Source organism: Streptomyces sp. NPDC127106 (assembly GCF_042677605.1).
In the GTDB taxonomy this organism is placed as follows: domain Bacteria; phylum Actinomycetota; class Actinomycetes; order Streptomycetales; family Streptomycetaceae; genus Streptomyces.
This window is the reverse complement of the sequence record NZ_JBHXTC010000001.1, coordinates 141,878-158,683: the sequence shown is the minus strand read 5'-3', so window position 1 is coordinate 158,683 and position 16,806 is coordinate 141,878. Positions and strand designations below refer to the sequence as shown.

Here is a 16,806-nt window from a genome sequence, read left to right as displayed (position 1 = left end):
CGTACAGAAGCCCATGCCCGTCCCCCACGGTTTCTACGCCCCAGGCTCCCCGGTCACCACTGTCGTCCCTACCCTCCCTACCCTCCCTGCTGTCCCTGCCGCCCCGGTCGTCCCTGCCTCCCAGCTGCACCGCGCCGGACCGCACGGGACCGGCGCCGGTCAGGGTTGGCGACTGGCAGCGATCCGCTCGGGCGAGGCAGGCTTGAGCCATGAGGGCGCTCCTCCGCTTGCCTCCCGGACGGGGTGGCGGCGGTCAACACCAGGTGTTCTTCGGGCTCGCGCAGTGCGTGCCCTTCGTGCTCGCGCTCCTGGTGCTCGTCGTCGAGCTCACCCCCCTCCACTTCATCTACACCGGCCCGATGCTCGTCGCGACGCCTGCCCTGGCCGCGGTGACCATGGGCCCTGCGGGCACGCTCGTCGCGGTGCTGGTGGCCGTCGGGGTGAGCGTCACCACCGCCACCCACAACCAGGCCTGGGGCAGCCAGCAGGTCTACACCAACTTTCTGGCCCTGTTCCTCGTGTCGGTCGCGGGCTTCACCACGAGCCGTGCCGCGCGGACGCGCCAGCAGAACGAGCTCAACCAGATCCGCCGGATCGCCGCCGCCGCGCAGGAGGTCTTGCTGCGCCCCGTGCCGGACCGGCTGGGCCCCGTCCGCACGGCCAGCCTCTACCTGGCGGCCGAGAAGGGGGCGCAGATCGGCGGCGACCTCTACGATGCCGTCCAGACCCGGTACGGGGTCCGGATGATCGTGGGGGACGTCCGGGGCAAGGGGCTGCCCGCCGTACGGGCAGCCGCCGTCGTCCTGGGCGCGTTCCGGGAGGCCGTGCACTACGAGGCCGAGCTCGTGGAGGTCATGAACCACTGCGGGGCGGCCCTGCGCCGCGACGCCGCCGTGGCGGGCGGGTCCGGCGGGGACGGCGGGGACGGCGGCCTGGAGGGGTTCGTCACCGCCGTCGTGGCCCAGGTCCCGGACGGGCCCGCCGTCGAGGTGGTCAACCGCGGCCACCCGCCCCCGCTGCTGCTGAGCCACGGCAAGGTCAGCGCCCTGACACCCGCCTCCCCCCTGCCGCCGCTCGGCCTGGAGGAGTTCATCACCGACCCGCCCGGCGAAGCCGACAGCTATCCCTTCGCCCCGGGCGACCGGCTGCTGTTGCACACCGACGGGGTCATCGAAGCCCGTGACCGCGACAACTGCTTCTTCGCCCTGCCCGAGGCGATGGAAGCGATGCACGACCGCACCGGGCAGGAGTTCCTGGAGGGCCTCCACGAGGGACTGGTCCGCCACACCCGGGGCTGCCTGGCGGACGACGTCGCGGCCATCCTCGTCGAACGGCTCCACGAGGAGCCCCCCGCGGGCACGGCCGCGGCAGCCGAGGACTCCGCCTCCCGGGAGACCGCCGCCGGGGAGGACGCCGGTGTGGCACGATTTTCCGGGTGACCGGAAAATCCGACGCAGCCGCTGCCCAGCACCTGCGCGACCTCGCCCTGCTGCGCCGGGTCCGCGACCGGATCGACCGCGAGTACGCGCAGCCGCTGGACGTGGAGGCCCTCGCCCGCGGCGTGCACATGTCGGCGGGGCACCTCAGCCGCGCGTTCAAGCGGGCCTACGGCGAGTCCCCGTACGGCTACCTCATGACGCGGCGCATCGAACGCGCCATGGCCCTGCTGCGGCGCGGCGACCTCACCGTCACCGAGGTGTGCTTCGCCGTCGGCTGCTCGTCCCTGGGCACCTTCAGCACGCGCTTCACCGAGCTGGTCGGCATGCCGCCCAGCGCCTACCGCCGCGAGGCGGCGGACGCGACGGAGGGCATCCCGTCGTGCGTCGAGAAGCAGGTCACCAGACCGATCAGGAATCGAGAAGCGCGGGGCACCGGGCCGCGGCTAGCGTGACGGTCATGGACATCAGCATTCACGCGAGCTTCCTCCCGCACGACGACCCGGAGGCCTCCCTGACCTTCTACCGGGACACCCTCGGCTTCGAGGTCCGCAAGGACGTCGGCTACGGCGGGATGCGCTGGATCACGGTCGGTCCCCCCGACCAGCCGGGCACCTCCATCGTCCTGCACCCGCCGGCCGCCGACCCCGGCGTCACCGACGACGAGCGCCGCACCATCACGGAAATGATGGCCAAGGGCACCTACGCCGGCATCCTCCTGGCCACCGCCGACGTCGACGGCACCTTCGAGCGGCTGGCCGCCGACGGCGCCGAAGTCGTCCAGGAGCCCACCGACCAGCCGTACGGCATCCGCGACTGCGCGTTCCGCGACCCCGCGGGCAACATGATCCGCATCCAGGAACTGGCCTGACCGTACGACCGGGCCGGCCGGCCCCACAGATGGAGACGACCGACAGCATGGCCACGAGCAAGAACCCGAAGCCGCCCGCGCAGCACGCCGCCGACAGCCACGATCTGATCCGCGTGGTCGGCGCCCGCGAGAACAACCTCAAGGACGTCAGCATCGAGATCCCGAAGCGCCGGCTGACGGTCTTCACCGGAGTCTCCGGCTCCGGCAAGAGCTCGCTGGTCTTCGACACCATCGCCGCCGAATCGCAGCGGCTGATCAACGAGACCTACAGCGCCTTCCTCCAGGGCTTCATGCCCACCCTGGCCCGGCCCGAGGTCGACGTCCTCGACGGCCTGACCACCGCGATCACCGTCGACCAGCAACGCATGGGCGGCGACCCCCGCTCCACCGTCGGCACCGCCACCGACGCCAACGCGATGCTGCGCATCCTCTTCAGTCGGCTCGGCACGCCGCACATCGGCCCGCCCAGCGCGTACTCGTTCAACACCGCCTCGGTCCGGGCGAGCGGCGGGCTCACCGTCGACCGCGGCGCCGCCAAGACCAAGACCGTGAAGGCGACCTACGAGCGCATTGGTGGCATGTGCACGCGCTGCGAAGGGCGCGGCACGGTCTCCGACATCGACCTCACCCAGCTGTACGACGACTCCAAGTCGATCGCCGAGGGAGCCTTCACCATCCCCGGCTGGAAGTCGGACAACGTGTGGACCGTCGGGATCTACGCCGAGTCGGGCTTCCTCGACCCGAACAAGCCGATCCGCCGGTTCACGAAGAGGGAGATGCAGGACTTCCTCTACCGCGAGCCCACCAAGGTGAAGGTCAACGGCGTCAACCTCACCTACGAAGGACTCATCCCCAAGATCCAAAAATCGTTCCTGTCCAAGGACAAGGAGGCGATGCAGCCGCACATCCGCGCCTTCGTGGAGCGGGCGGTCACCTTCACCACCTGCCCCGACTGCGACGGCACCCGGCTCAGCGAGGGCGCCCGCTCGTCGAAGATCGGCAAGATCAGCATCGCCGACGCCTGCACGATGGAGATCCGGGACCTGGCCGAATGGGTCCGCGGCCTCACGGAGCCCTCGGTCGCCCCGCTGCTCACCGCGCTGCAGCACACCCTCGACTCGTTCACGGAGATCGGCCTGGGCTACCTGTCCCTCAACCGGCCGGCCGGCTCGCTGTCGGGCGGCGAGGCCCAGCGCGTGAAGATGATCCGCCACCTCGGCTCCTCGCTCACCGACGTCACGTACGTCTTCGACGAGCCCACCATCGGCCTGCACCCCCACGACATCCAGCGGATGAACGACCTGCTGCTGCGGCTGCGGGACAAGGGCAACACGGTGCTCGTCGTCGAGCACAAGCCGGAGGCGATCGCGATCGCCGACCACGTCGTGGACCTCGGCCCCGGCGCCGGCACCGAAGGCGGCACCGTCTGCTTCGAAGGCACCGTCGAGGCGCTGCGGGGCAGCGGCACCGTCACCGGCCGCCACCTCGACGACCGGGCGGCCCTGAAGGACACGGTCCGCGAGCCCACCGGCACGCTGGAGATCCGCGGCGCCACGGCGAACAACCTGCGCGAGGTCGACGTGGACGTCCCGCTCGGGGTGCTCACCGTCATCACCGGCGTCGCCGGCTCCGGGAAGAGCTCCCTCGTCCACGGGTCGATCCCGGCCGACGAGGGCGTGGTCTCGGTCGACCAGAGCCCGATCCGCGGCTCCCGGCGCAGCAACCCGGCCACGTACACCGGCCTGCTCGACCCGATCCGCAAGGCCTTCGCCAAGGCCAACGGGGTCAAGCCGGCGCTGTTCAGCGCCAACTCCGAGGGCGCCTGCCCCACCTGCAACGGCGCCGGCGTCATCTACACGGACCTGGCGATGATGGCCGGAGTGGCCACCACCTGCGAGGACTGCGACGGGAAGCGGTTCCAGCCCGCGGTGCTGGAGTACCGCCTCGGCGGCCGCGACATCAGCGAGGTGCTCGCGATGTCGGTGACCGACGCCGAGGAGTTCTTCGCCGCCGGCGAGGCCCACACCCCGGCCGCGCACCGGATCCTCCAGCGGCTCACCGACGTCGGGCTCGGCTACCTCGGCATCGGCCAGCCGCTCACCACCCTCTCGGGCGGCGAGCGGCAGCGCCTCAAGCTGGCCACGCACATGGCCGACAAGGGCGGCGTCTACGTCCTCGACGAGCCGACCACCGGCCTGCACCTCGCCGACGTCGAGCAGCTCCTCGGACTGCTCGACCGGCTGGTGGACTCCGGCAAGTCGGTGATCGTCATCGAGCACCACCAGGCGGTCATGGCCCACGCCGACTGGATCATCGACCTCGGCCCCGGCGCGGGCCACGACGGCGGCCGGATCGTCTTCCAGGGCACCCCCGCCGAACTGGTCGCCACCCGCTCCACCCTCACGGGCGAGCACCTGGCGGCCTACGTGGCGCCCTGACCCGACGGATCAGAACCGGGGGAGCAGCCCCGCGGGATCAGAACCGACCGCTGGACACCGGCCCCGTGGAGCCGGCCGGTGTCCGGGGACCGTCCAGCCAGAGCGGGGCGACGGCGGCGGCGAACTCCCGGAAGGCCGTGTCCTCGTCGGCCGGCCCCTCGCCGTCGCCCGGGTCGGCCGACGGGTCGGCGGTCACGATGTCCCGGGCGATGTCCGCCTCGGGCCGGGTGTCGGCCGGCCCGCGGCCGTCGACGCGGAGCTGCTCGCCCCACGGCTCCGAGCCGAACTGGCGCTGGAGGGCTCGCGGCGTGCTCGTACAGCACCTGGCCGGGGGTGCGTTCGCGGAGCCCGTCCAGCACCTCGGGCTCGTGCGCGCTCAGGTCGTACGCCACGACGAGCGTGTCCGGGCGTCCCGGTGCGTACGGCTCCACCGGCAGGCCGAGGAGTTCGGCGGCGGCCAGCGCGACGATCCGGTCGGAGCGGCCGGGCAGCGCGCTCACGGCGGTGGGACGGCGCCCCGCGGCGTCGAGGGCGATCGCGAGGCGGTCGAGGCCGCGGTGGCAGCCGGAATGGGTGTCGGCGAGGTAGCCGTAACGGCCGGCCATGACGTCGAAGCCGTACGGGGAGAGGGTGCCGAGCAGAGTGCCGGTGAGGGCGAACTGCCAGCCGCGCAGATCGGTGCGGTCCAGCGGCGTCGCCCCGGCGGCCGCTTCGGCCCGGCGGAGCATCCGGCGAAGCCGGCCGTGCGCCCAGTCCCAGTCGGAGTCGGCGGGCTCGGGCAGTCGGGCGGTCCGGTCGCGGGCCGTGGCGAGGTCGCCGGCGAGCAGGGAGTTGTACGCCAGGAGGTAGCTGCCGGGCCAGGGCTCCAGCAGGTCCTCGTGGCGCAGGAGCGTTTCCGCGGCCTCGGTGTGGCGGTCCTCGGCCTCGAACGCGGCAACGAGCTCCTGCAGCACGGGCAGCGCCCCGGGCGCCAGCCGGAGGGCCTCGCGCAGCGCGGGCACGGCGAGAAAGGCAATACCCCGCTCGACGCAGCGGTACCCGAACTCGTAGAGCCCCCGCGCAGCGAGGCCATCAGCGGGTCGGGCGCGGCCGGCAGGCTCGTCAGCACGAAGGTCCTGCTCCCCGAGCGAGGCGCGTGTGCCCGGATCGCCGCCCGCGGCACCAGGTGCGCGCCCGCGGATGCTCGCCGAGGCCAACGGACGGGGCCCGCGGTGGAGGCCGTGGCGGTCACTGGTCGGCGCCGCTGCGCTCGGCGGGATGGTCCGGCAGGTCCACCGTGCTGACGCGCTCGCCCATCCTCAGCATCCACTTCATCAGCAGCGGCCGGGACAGCAGGGTGTTGCGCAGCCGTATGCCGGTCGCGGTGCCGGGGGCGAGGAACTTCCCGGTGCGGTCGCCCCCGGCCTGACAGCGCTCGGCGTACGGCCGGATCCTGGTCTCGTACCGGGTGAAGGCTGCCCGGTGGTCGTCCCGGGCCCGCGCGAGTTCGGTGGCCAGTACGTACGCGGCGACCACCGCGGTTCCGGTGCCCATGCCGCCGATGGTGGCCCCGCAGGCCGCGTCGCCGAGGAGGCACACGCGCCCCGCGGACCAGGTGTCCACGTCCGCCCGGCTGATGGAGTCGAAGTAGAGGTCGGGGGCCTGGCGCAGTGAGTCGAGCAGGCGGGGCACCTCCCAGCCGAGGCCGGAGAACGCGTTCTCGACCAGCCGCTTCTGCTCTGCGGGATCGTGGCGGTCGTACGACAGTTCGGGTGCGGCGAAGACGAAGAAGGCCCCTGCCCGGGCCGGGTCCCGGTGGTCGGCGCCGACGGAGGCGAGCCGCCCGGGCACGTTGTACCCGACCGAGCCCTTCGCCGTTCCCGGGTGGTGGGGGAGCTGCCAGGTCGCGGCGTAGTAGCCGAGGTGGCTCACGTAGTCCTTCTCCGGCCCGAAGGCGAGGCGGCGGACGTTGGAGTGCAGCCCGTCCGCCCCGACGACCAGGTCGAACTCGCGCGAGGCCCCGCTGCGGAAGTCGACGCGCACGCCGGAGGCGGTCTCGGTGAGGCGGGTGATCGAGTCGCCGAAGACGTACTCGGCGCGGGGGAGGCTGTGCTCGTACAGCGCATGGGCCAGGTCTCCGCGGAGCACCTCCAGCTCACCGCCGGCGAACTCGGCGGGCAGCCGCAGCAGCGTTCGGCCGCGCTCGTCGACGAAGCGCATCGGGCTGCCGCCGGTCTGGATGCGGCGCAACTCGGCCAGCAGGCCCATTCGTTCCAGCACGGTGAGGTGTGCCGCGCCGCGGAAGTCGACGGCCTGGCCGCCCGGGCGCAGGGCCGGGGCGAGTTCGACGACGGTGGGCTCGAAGCCGTGGCGTCCCAGCCAGTAGGCGAGGGCCGGGCCGGCGATGCTCGCGCCGGAGATGAGGACGGTCTTGTTCGAGGTCTTCTTCACGATCGGTCTTCTCCGCTCCAAAACTGTGTCCGATGGACACGGATGATGACTGTGTACCGTAGACGCAGTTGGTTCGGCAAGTGCCGGGGCAGAGGAGAGGGGTGGCAGGCATGGACGGTGAGCACGCCGAACTGGTGCGGCTGCTGTGGGGCCCGCACCCCAAGCGCGCGCGGGGCCCCAGGCCGACGCTCGACCTGGAGCGCATCGCGCGGGCCGGCATCGAGCTCGCCGACGCGGAAGGCCTCGCCGAGGTGTCCATGCAGCGGGTCGCCGCGCACCTCGGCGTGACGAAGATGGCGCTGTACCGGTACGTGCCGGGCAAGGCCGAGCTGGTCGCGTTGATGGCCGACACCGCGATCGGACCCTGCCCCGTGCCGGAGGTGCCGTCCGGCGGCTGGCGCGGGCAACTGGAGGAATGGGCCCACCGGCTGGCCGAGGGCTTCGCCCGGCACCCCTGGGTCCTGGAGGCCACCGTCGGGCCGCGGGTCATGGGGCCCGCGGAGCTGTCCTGGCTGGAGCGGGCCGTTGCCGCGCTGGACGGTACGGGGCTGAACGGCGCCGAACGGATGGACGCCGCCGTCCTGCTGGCCGGTCACCTGCGCACCCTCACCCAGCAGGCCCGGGCCGCGGGTCCCGCGGGCAACCCCGAGGCCCAGCTGGGCGCCCTCCTCGGTGAACTGATGCAGGCGCACGGCGACCGCTTTCCCGCGGTCACGGCAGCCCTCGCCTCAGCGGCCGAGTCCAACGGGCAGGACCAGGCGTGGGAGTTCGGCCTGCAACGCATCCTGGACGGCCTGGCCGCGCTCGTCGACCAGCGCGGCGCCCGGTGACGGGGTTCGGGACCCGGGTGTGCCCGGCGGTGTCGCGTCCGGTGGTCTCAGGCGGGCGGGTGGCGCAGCAGGACGTATCCGTCGTCCTCGGCGACCGTGTGCCAGCCCGCCGCGCGGGCGTCCCCGAGCGCGCGGGCCTCGTCCTCGGCCGACAGGGGGAAGCCCATGGGGTCCCGGGCGTCGGCGATGATCCATTCGGCGGTGAGCGGGATGCCGGGGAAGCCGAACAGGGTGACCGTGCACCGGCTGGTGAGCTGGGGGACCAGGCGGTTCGACGCGGAGACGGTCGCGCCGTCGGGAATCCGGTCCATCAGGCGGTGTGCCGCGGCGGCGCGCGGCGGCGTCTGCCAGGTCGCCCGGTCGGCGAGTCGGGCCAGCGGGAACTGGGGGAGCAGCAGGAGGGTCATGGCGGCGCTGCTGGTGAGTGCGGCCCGCACGGTGCGGCGGTCGTGCGCCGAACCGCCGGGAGCCCACAGGCCCAGGCAGTGGACGAAGGCGCCGAAGACGATCGGCATCAGCACGGCGCTGTAGTGGTACACGGTGCCCCAGTAGGCGGGGGTGTCGGACAGGAAGCGCCAGGCCAGCGTGGGCAGGGCCAGGACGATCAGCGGTGAGCGCAGCGCCATGAACGCCACCGGGGCCAGCAGCAGCACCACCGTGGTGGCCTTGGGCTGCGGCGTGATCAGGTCGAGGGGCAGGTGCAGGAGGCGCGTCAGGATTCCGCCCCGTCCTCCCTCCCCGGTCAGGACGCCCGTGTAGGCGTACGTGTGCGCGGGGTTGAACGCCGGGATGATGACCAGGACCTCCAGCAGGGTGCCCGCGGTCCCGGCGACCGCGGTGGCGAGGCCCAGGCGCCGGGGTCCCCGCCAGGCGATGTAGGCGCCGATCACGGCGACGGTCGCCCCGAGGTCCTCCTTCACCAGCAGCAGCGGCAGGGACCATGCGGCCGCCGCGCGCCACCGTTCGCGGCCCAGGGCGGTGACCGAGAAGGCGAGGAGCGGGACGGCGAAGCAGATCTCGTGGAAGTCGAACTCGACGGCCGCGGCAATGCCCCAGGACGCCCCGTATCCCAGGCCGACCACCAGCGCGGCGGCCCTGCCGTACGCCTCGTGGGCCCAGCGGCTGAGCGGCACCACGGACACGGCGAGCAGGGCCGCCTGCGCCACCAGCAGCGTCAGGGGGGTGGGGAAGAGCCGGTAGAACGGGGCGAGGGTGGCGAGGACCGGGGAGAAGTGGTCACCCAGCAGCCGGAAACCGGGCCCCTTCAGGGCGGACACGGGGAGGTCGCCGGCCGCGTAGGAGCGCACGGCCTGCTCGAAGATCCCGAGGTCGTAGCCGTAGGTCAACATCCGCCGGTGCAAGCTCAGCGACAGCGCCGCGTAGACGACGAAGAACCCCGCGGCCAGCCCCCACGGCAGCGTCGGCCCGGGCGGCTGCCGGCGTCCCCGCGCCGTCGGCTCCCGGACGGCTCCTGCCGCCGCCCCCGCAGCTGCGCCCGAGGCCCGCTTCAGCTTTCGCAGCACAGGTGCGTCCCCAAGATCAATCAAACCGATACGAAACCCCTGAATCAGCATCAAACCACCCTCGTTCCCCGTTCGGTCGGAGCGCGGGGAACCGCGCCACGAAAGCACTCGTTCACCCTGTGTAGTCAATCGCTACGGAGGGTATGCGTTCGGGAGCTGGCCGGTTCGACCGGCCCGGCTCGGAGGCCGTCCCCCCGCCTCCCCTCCGCCACGACCCGAGGAGTCAGTACGGTGCAGCAGCCCCACCCCGAAGACCTGCGCGCGACGGCGACGTACCGCGATGACGGCGACGTCAAGCTGGAAGGCATCTCCCTCACCTGGCGGATCGGCGCGAACTCCGCCGACCAGGGCACCACCGAGCCGCCGGACTGGAACGGCGGACGCCCCGCCTACCCCCACCACTACGAGGTGTGGCTCGACGGCCGGGTGGCACAGACGGCGGACCTGTACTGGGCCGCCTGGTACCCGCACTGGCAGTCGGCGAACCGGCACTGGGTGTGCCTGGGGGAGACCCCGGCCCGGGAGTACCGTGTGAAGATCCGCGCCCGGAACGCCGACGGCAGCTGGGGACCGTTCACGGACGAGATCAGCGTGGACACGTCCAACTCCCAGCCCTACAGCGTGCCCGTCCCCATGAGAGCCGCCGAAGAGCAGCAGCGCGTCGAAGTGCGGCACGGGAGCCAGCAGTTCCCGGTCAGCCGGGCGATCCGCGCCATCCGCGACGGCGACGACGCACCGATCTGCCAGGAGGCCCGCCGCCTGAACACCTCCACCACCTGGCAGGAGGTCGTCCCGCCCGACACGGCCGCCAACCCGCCGTGGAACGAGGCGCGCGGCTACCTGGAGTACCGGAAGTTCTTCCGCGGCGCGGACGTGGCGTCGGCGGCGAACCCCGCCTTCAGAGGCCTGGACCTGCCCAGCGCGAACGGGTTCGGCGACTGGCCGGCCACCACGATGCAGGCCGAGGTGCGAGCGCACACCTTCACCTACCGCTACACCCAGAACCACCTGGGCCCGAAGTGGACGCACCAGTGGTTCATCACCAAGGACGGCTGGGATCCGGCGCAGGGCGTCTCCTGGGAGGCGCTGGAACCGATCCCCTTCATGGTCGAGACCCACGGCAGCGGCACGCACGGCGACCAGGAGCTGCAGTACACCACCGAAGCCGTGCCGCCCCGCCGGGGACGACACGCCATCGTCAACATCTGGGGCGGCGGTGACGCCGGCCCCGAATACAAGGGCGAGTTCTTCGTCAGCGTCTGCGACGTCGACTTCGTCTAGGCCGCCGCCGGGCGCGACCGCGGCCCCCTTCCCCGGGGGCCGCCGGGGGCGCCATCGGTCATCCGCCGATACGGGCGATGAGGATGGCGATGTCGTCGTCCGCGGACGCGGGGACCAGACCCGTGACGAGGGTGTCGCACAGGTGGTCCAGGGGGCGCTTGGGTTCGGCGAGCAGCCGGATGAGTTCCCCGAGCCGGTCGTCGATGTCGGTGCCCCGGGCTTCGATGAGCCCGTCCGTGTACAGGACCAGCAGGGAGCCCGGTTGCAGGGGCAGGGGGGTCGTGGTGAACTCGATCCCGCCGACGCCCAACGGCACGCCGGGCGGCGTGCTGACGACCCAGCTGGTGCCGTCCGGTTGGACCGCGACCGGCGGGGGGTGTCCGGCGCGGGTGACGGTGCATTCGCCGGTGCGCGGGTCGCAGGTGACGTAGAGGAAGGTGGCGAGCATCGGTTCCGCGAGGTCGGCGAGTGCCGCCTCCAGCTGGTGCAGCATGTCCGTCGGCGGCAGGTCGAGGCGCCCCAGCGCCCGGACACTGGCGGACAGGCGGCCCATCACCGCGGCCGCGGCCATGCCGTGCCCCATGACGTCGCCGATCAGCAGTGCCGCCCTGCCGTCGGGGAGCTGGAGGACGTCGTACCAGTCGCCGCCCACCTCGTTGATGTCGCTGGCCGGCAGGTAGCGGTGGGCCACCTCGATGCCGGTGGGCGAGGCGATGTGCTGCGGGAGCATGCTGCGCTGGAGCAGCACCGCGGTATCGTGCTCGTGCTGGTAGAGACGGGCGTTGTCGATGCTGATGGCGGCGCGGGCGGCGAGCTCGCCGGCGAGGACCACGTCCTCGGCCCCGACCGGGCCGATCGGCCGCATCCGGTACAGGGTGGCCACCCCCAGGACCAGGTCGCGGGCGACGAGGGGGACCATCATGAACGAGTGCACGCCCGCCTTGAGCAACTGCGCGGGCTTGTCGGTGCGGCGGGCGGCGAGGGCGACGGCCCGCTGGTCGAAGCGGGCGAGGACGTACGGCTGGCGGATGCTGAGGGCCTGCGTGTACGGGGCGCCGGGCGGGAAGACGAGGGTCCGGCCGATCGGGGCGAGGACATCCCCGAGGGCCCGGCCGGTCAGCGGGGACTTGCCCAGGCGCCGCAGCTCCACACCCGCCGTCAGGCCCAGACCCGGCTCGCCCCCGCGGGCCAGCGTCTCCAGGACGTCGACGGTGACCACGTCGGCGAGGTGCGGCACGGCGAGGTCGGCGAGCTCCTGCGCGGTCCGCTCCAGCTCCAAACTGGCCCCCATGCGTACGCTGGCCTCGCTGAGCAGGGCGAGCCGGCGCCGGCCCACCTCGGCGGCGGTGTGGTCGCGCTGCTGCTCCGTGACGTCCACCAGCGTGGCGATCACACCGATCGGCCGGTCCATCGGGTCCTCGACACGGACGTAGGAGCACGACCACACCCGGTCCTGGCCCGGGTCCGCCGGCGTACGCCCCCTGCGCCGCCGGTCCAGGAGCGGCTCGCCGGTGTCCAGGACCTCCTGCATCGCCTCCTCCATCTCGGCGGCGTTCACCTCGGGCAGCACCTCGGCCAGCCGCCGCCCGACGTGGGAGGACTCCGGCAGGCCGTTCATCCGCTCCAGGGCCGGGTTGACCTGCAGGAAGCGCAACTGGGTGTCGAGGATGCCGATCCCCACCGGCGACCGGGCGAACAGCCCCTCCCACACCGCCGACGACCCGCGGACGCGGCGTGCGGCGTGCGCCTCGGCGGCGAACACCAGCACCGCCGAGGCCGAGCCCTTCCGGTCGGGGACCGGGCAGGCCCAGATCTCCAGCTCCAGCGGATGCCCGTCGCGGTGCCAGGCGGTCACCGTGCCCATCACCCCGCGCCCCGTGGCGGCGGTCTCCCACAGGGCCCGTCCGAGGCTGCGGTCGGCGCCCGGGTGGAGCAGGTCGGCGATGTGCCGCCCCAGCACCTGGGGTGGCGGGTATCCCAGGAGTTCCTGGGCGGCATGGTTCCAGCGGACGATCCGACCGTCGGAGCCCGTGGCCACCTGGGCCACGGGCAGGGCGCCCAGCCACCCGCCGGCATCCTGTGCGGCGCCGCTGATCAGCTCCTCTATCGAGGTCTGCTCACGCATAGCCCACCCACCCGGATCGGATCCGGACGACGATCCTCCAACACCCCCATGGTCCCCCCGCCCGCCCCGCACGGCCCACCGGGCGCCCGTACGCACGGTGACCGGACGGGCGCGGTCGGCACCGGGTCGGGTGCGGTCGGCACCGGGTCGGGTGGGGCGGCCGGGCGGGGTTGCGGTGGCCGGTCGGGGGCGTCCTACACGGTCTTCCAGGGGCCGAAGGCGTTGGCGACGCCGTCCAGGGCGGGGGCCAGTTCGGGGTGGTGCCGCAGCAGCACGCTCGACATGCCGTTCCGGTCGATCCATTCCAGGCCTTCGGCGGTGTACACCTCCGGCCGGTAGTCGGTGGTGAAGAAGCGGTCGCTCTTGAGCCGCCGGCTGGCCATCAGGATGAAGATCCGGAAGAGGGAGTCGCTGAAGCCGAAGCCCTCGGGCCGCGGCTCCACCAGATTGCCGACGAGGGTGTCGACCCTGTCGAGCCGGCCCTCGTACAGGTCCCTGATCAGCGGCGTGTCGTCCGGGTGGCCGCCCGTCAGCTCTTCGAAGGAGGCGACCGGCCGCTTGCGCAGCATCTGCCGGTACGCGTTGTAGCGGGGGATCCCGCGCTCGCGGTCGCGCAGGATGTCCACGGTACCGAGGTCCATGTGCTCGCCGGACAGCCGGACCAGGTTGCGCAGCGCGTCGGGGTGGTTGTGCAGGACCAGGGCGCCGGGGTGGGAGGTGCCGAAGGTGTAGAGGAGGTCGCTCATCCCGAACTCGTCGACGGCCTTGCGGGTGTCGCGGCCCTGCATCTCGTCGAAGCCGATGGTGCGGCGCAGCCGGCCGCCGCGGTGGTCGTGGACGGCGAGCTCGTCGGGGATGAGCGGGTGCAGCCGGTACGCGGAGACGAACTCCTCCGTCATCGAGTACGGGGCGGCGTGGTGTTCGGTGGGCGAGCCGAGGATACCGCTCAGCATCTCGCCCGAGCCGATCCGGCCGAACCGCTTGCTCACCCAGCGGGGCAGCATCCCGTACCAGTTGGCGTTCATCGCGTAGTGCAGCGCGGGCGTGTCCAGGATGCCGGGCGTCCACTCCACCGTGTGGATCTTCGCGATGAGGGCGGAGTTGACCAGCCGCGCGATCTGGAAGATCCGCTCGTCGTCCCAGGTGGGGTGGTGGGAGCGGACCATGTCGCAGATCGCGTTGTGCTCCTTGGTGAACAGGTGGTGCAGCAGCGACAGGCCCGCCCACCAGTCGTGGTTCATCCCGGTCCAGTCCAGGCAGTCCCGGCCCGGCCTGGGGTCGGCGGGCAGCCGGCCGTCCTCGCCGAGGGTGAGCTTGCCGTGCTCCCCGGTGCGCAGCGAGCGGCAGCGCTCCTCGTCGCTGCCGTACAGCTGGGAGCCGTCCCACCAGTGGGTGACCGTGTTCTCGTACGTGGGCGGGGCGTCCGGGGTGGTGTGCGCCACGCGGTCGGGCTGGGTGCGGTTGATCCGCATGGGGCAGGTGCCGCCGTGCGCCTCCCAGTCGTCGTCCGGGGCCAGGGGAACGGTGAAGGGTTCCTCGGAGGTGTTGTCGCCGTGGTTGGCCCAGCCGTGCATCTGGAACTGGATCCAGGCCGCGGCGAGCAGGTTCAGCGTGGTGGCCGGCACGAAGGAGCGGCGGGCCAGCAGCTGACGGCTGATCTCCCGGGGGCTGGGGGTCATCAGCTCCGCGTCCGACTCCGGGTAGGACATCTCCAGCGGGGCGTTGCGGTCGAGCCGGGTGCCGACCCGGCCCATGTCCTCGTCGTACGGGTCGTAGCCGGAGCCGTCGTACGAACGGTAGGGCAGGAGCCGGGTGGTGGCCCGGCGGGGGCGCTCGCCGCCCGCGCCGAAGGTGTCGTACAGGTTCTTGCGGCGCAGGTCCTCGCGGAGGGTCCGCAGGTTCAGCAGGGCCAGCGGCAGCGGGAGTTCGTGCCACTCCCAGTGGGAGTTGATCCCGGCGAAGGCGGCCGAGCCGAGGCGCTCCAGCAGACCGGCGGGCCCGTAGGGCGCGGTCACCCAGCTGCCGGGCTGCGGCGGTGTCTCGGCTGAGGGGTCGGCGGTGCGGGCGGTGGGGGAGGTGTCGGTCATCGGGGCCTCGTGGTCTCGGCCGGCCGGCGGTCTCCGGCTCGGCGGTCGAAGAGCGGGAAGGAGCGGGTGACGTCGGGAGGTCAGCGGGGTACGAGGCCCAGCCGGATACCGGCGGTGTCCACGATCAGCGGCAGCGGCCCCGAGGACGGTAGCGCGGGCCGGGCCCCGGTGAGGCGGTGGGCGCGCAGGAGCTCGGCGCACAGGGCGGTGGTGAGCAGCAGCCCCAGGTTCTCCCCGGGGCAGCGGCCTCCGCCGTGGCTGAACGGCGCGAACTGCAGGATCCCGGTCGCGCCGGGGGGCAGCCAGCGGCCGGGCACGAATGCGTCGGGCGCGGAGACCCGGTACGGATCGCGGTTGTGGAACAGGGCGGGCACCAGGACGGACGTGCCCGCAGGGTAGGACACGCCGCGCCAGGTGGTGGGGGCCCGGGTGACCCGTACCAGGTCCGGTACCAGCGGGAACAGTCGCAGGGACTCCCGGACGCAGGCCTGTAGGCGGGGCAGGAGCGGACCGGTGCCGGTGGACGCCTCGGCGAAGACGGCGTCCTGCTCGGCCGGGTGGGTGGCGATGAGCAGCAGGGCGCGGGCGGCGACCGGCCCGAGCGCGTCGAGGGCGAGCAGCCAGTGGTGGGTCTGGCCGATCGGGTCGAGGCTGCCGTCCGGGTCCGGGTGGGTCAGGGCCCGGGCGGCCAGGGCGTGCGCGGGTGCGCTGGCGGCGTACGCCGCGATCCGCGCGTTGGCCTCGGCGTACAGCCTCCGCGCCGCCAGGGCCTGCTTCCTGCGCTTGCCCATCCAGTTGCCCTCGTTGCGCAGGGTGAACAGCCACTGGGTGAGCTGCCGGTCGTCGGCGGCCGCCTCGCCCAGGACGATCCGGCGGGTCGCCCGCTGCATCGCGCGTTCGAGCGTCGGCGTGTCGAGGACGCTGCGGGCGGTGAGCCGCCTGGCCTCGTCCGCGACCACGGCGAGGTACTCCTGGCCGCAGGGGTGCACGGGCTCGGCGGCGGCCACGACCTCGTCGTTGATCGTCCGTCGCTGTTCGCGGAGTTCGCCGTGCGAGCAGATGACCCCGGTGGGCTCCAGGATCGCCAGGCCGGCGGTCTTGTCGGGGGAGTCCATGGCCAGCGTACGGACGGGTTCGGCGTAGAACCGGCGGAGTTCGGGCTCGTCGAGGAGGACCAGCATGGGCCCGGACATGCCCTTGAGCAGGACGGGCGCCCCGCCGTGGCGGGCGCGCAGCGCGCGCAGGGTGGCCGCGGACCAGGCGGGCTGGCCGACGGTGGCATAGACCTTGACCACGGTGGGACGGGTGTTGACGAACCCGCGGACGAAGGCGGGCAGGGTGTGGGTGGCGAGGAAGCGGAGGTTCTCGGCGACCCCGGCGACGGCCGGCGCGGCGGTGCCGGCGTCGAGTCCGCGGCCGGCGGCCCGGGTGGACTGGCTCATGCCTCGATCACCTTTCGGAAGGTCTGACGTTGGCCGGGGCAGCTGTGCAGCACTGCCCGGTCACGGTAAGCGACGGGCGTGCCCGCCCTCCCGAACGCCATGCAGCTAATCGATTCTGCATGCCCCACCTGAGGGAGACGGGGTTTACCCGCGCCAGCCGACCGGAGGCGGCACCAGGCGCTCCTCACGTTGCGTACACGTTTGCGGTGCACGCGCAGTACCCGTGCGGGGGGGGGGGGGGGGGGCCCCCCGCCCCCCCCGGGGGGGGGGGGGGGGGGGGGCCGCCGGGCCCCCCCCCCCGCCCCAAAAAAAAACCCACCCCCCACCCAGCAGGGAAATCGTG

12 protein-coding genes are annotated in these 16,806 nt (G+C 72.9%); 6 read left to right on the top strand and 6 right to left on the bottom strand.

Translation table 11 applies throughout. From position 1 onward, the window contains the following. Positions 1–209 precede the first annotated feature (209 nt). The 4 genes from ACFVGY_RS00650 to ACFVGY_RS00635 are packed head-to-tail and all read left to right on the top strand — an operon-like array spanning position 210 to position 4,745. Positions 210–1,439 (top strand): PP2C family protein-serine/threonine phosphatase, encoded by a 1,230-nt coding sequence (locus tag ACFVGY_RS00650; RefSeq protein WP_385668721.1) that lies wholly within the window; start codon positions 210–212, stop codon positions 1,437–1,439. After that, the gene (locus ACFVGY_RS00645) at positions 1,436–1,891 is read left to right on the top strand and encodes a helix-turn-helix transcriptional regulator (RefSeq protein WP_385668718.1); all 456 of its coding nucleotides are present in this window, start codon (positions 1,436–1,438) and stop codon (positions 1,889–1,891) included. The genes ACFVGY_RS00650 and ACFVGY_RS00645 overlap by 4 nt, the downstream gene beginning before the upstream one ends. A 5-nt stretch (positions 1,892–1,896) precedes the next feature. Continuing rightward, positions 1,897–2,307: a VOC family protein gene (locus tag ACFVGY_RS00640; RefSeq protein ID WP_385668715.1), complete on the top strand. Its 411-nt coding sequence runs from the start codon at positions 1,897–1,899 to the stop codon at positions 2,305–2,307. A 47-nt stretch (positions 2,308–2,354) separates the two neighbouring features. Next, positions 2,355–4,745 carry an ATP-binding cassette domain-containing protein gene (locus tag ACFVGY_RS00635; RefSeq protein ID WP_385668713.1) on the top strand — a complete coding sequence of 797 codons (2,391 nt, stop codon included), beginning with the start codon at positions 2,355–2,357 and terminating at the stop codon, positions 4,743–4,745. Here the strand turns inward: ACFVGY_RS00635 and ACFVGY_RS00630 are convergent. Beyond that, positions 4,730–5,746 carry a hypothetical protein gene (locus ACFVGY_RS00630; protein WP_385668710.1) on the bottom strand — a complete coding sequence of 339 codons (1,017 nt, stop codon included), beginning with the start codon at positions 5,744–5,746 and terminating at the stop codon, positions 4,730–4,732. The two genes, ACFVGY_RS00635 and ACFVGY_RS00630, sit on opposite strands and share 16 nt — an antisense overlap. A gap of 226 nt (positions 5,747–5,972) precedes the next feature. Further along, positions 5,973–7,175 (bottom strand): FAD-dependent monooxygenase, encoded by a 1,203-nt coding sequence (locus ACFVGY_RS00625; protein WP_385668707.1) that lies wholly within the window; start codon positions 7,173–7,175, stop codon positions 5,973–5,975. Between the two features lie 110 nt (positions 7,176–7,285). On the opposite strand from ACFVGY_RS00625, the gene ACFVGY_RS00620 reads away from it, so the two are divergent. Further along, positions 7,286–8,005, top strand: coding sequence for a TetR/AcrR family transcriptional regulator (locus ACFVGY_RS00620; RefSeq protein ID WP_385668704.1), 720 nt, complete (start codon positions 7,286–7,288; stop codon positions 8,003–8,005). Positions 8,006–8,052: 47 nt separating this feature from the next. Here ACFVGY_RS00620 and ACFVGY_RS00615 read toward each other — a convergent pair whose 3' ends face one another. Further along, positions 8,053–9,528, bottom strand: a complete 1,476-nt coding sequence (locus tag ACFVGY_RS00615; protein ID WP_385668701.1) for a DUF2079 domain-containing protein — start codon at positions 9,526–9,528, stop codon at positions 8,053–8,055. Between the two features lie 231 nt (positions 9,529–9,759). Between ACFVGY_RS00615 and ACFVGY_RS00610 the strand changes: the two genes are divergently transcribed. Next, on the top strand, positions 9,760–10,809 hold the full coding sequence (locus ACFVGY_RS00610; protein ID WP_385668698.1) for a lytic polysaccharide monooxygenase auxiliary activity family 9 protein: 1,050 nt from the start codon (positions 9,760–9,762) through the stop codon (positions 10,807–10,809). Positions 10,810–10,867: 58 nt separating this feature from the next. Here the strand turns inward: ACFVGY_RS00610 and ACFVGY_RS00605 are convergent, their stop codons facing one another. The 3 genes from ACFVGY_RS00605 to ACFVGY_RS00595 all read right to left on the bottom strand — a co-directional run bounded on the left by ACFVGY_RS00605 (position 10,868) and on the right by ACFVGY_RS00595 (position 16,463). Then, on the bottom strand, positions 10,868–12,934 hold the full coding sequence (locus ACFVGY_RS00605) for a SpoIIE family protein phosphatase (protein ID WP_385668695.1): 2,067 nt from the start codon (positions 12,932–12,934) through the stop codon (positions 10,868–10,870). A gap of 194 nt (positions 12,935–13,128) precedes the next feature. Beyond that, positions 13,129–15,021 carry a peroxidase family protein gene (locus ACFVGY_RS00600; protein WP_385668692.1) on the bottom strand — a complete coding sequence of 631 codons (1,893 nt, stop codon included), beginning with the start codon at positions 15,019–15,021 and terminating at the stop codon, positions 13,129–13,131. 80 nt (positions 15,022–15,101) lie between these two features. Continuing rightward, the gene (locus ACFVGY_RS00595) at positions 15,102–16,463 is read right to left on the bottom strand and encodes a cytochrome P450 (RefSeq protein ID WP_385668690.1); all 1,362 of its coding nucleotides are present in this window, start codon (positions 16,461–16,463) and stop codon (positions 15,102–15,104) included. Between the last annotated feature and the right edge of the window lie 343 nt (positions 16,464–16,806).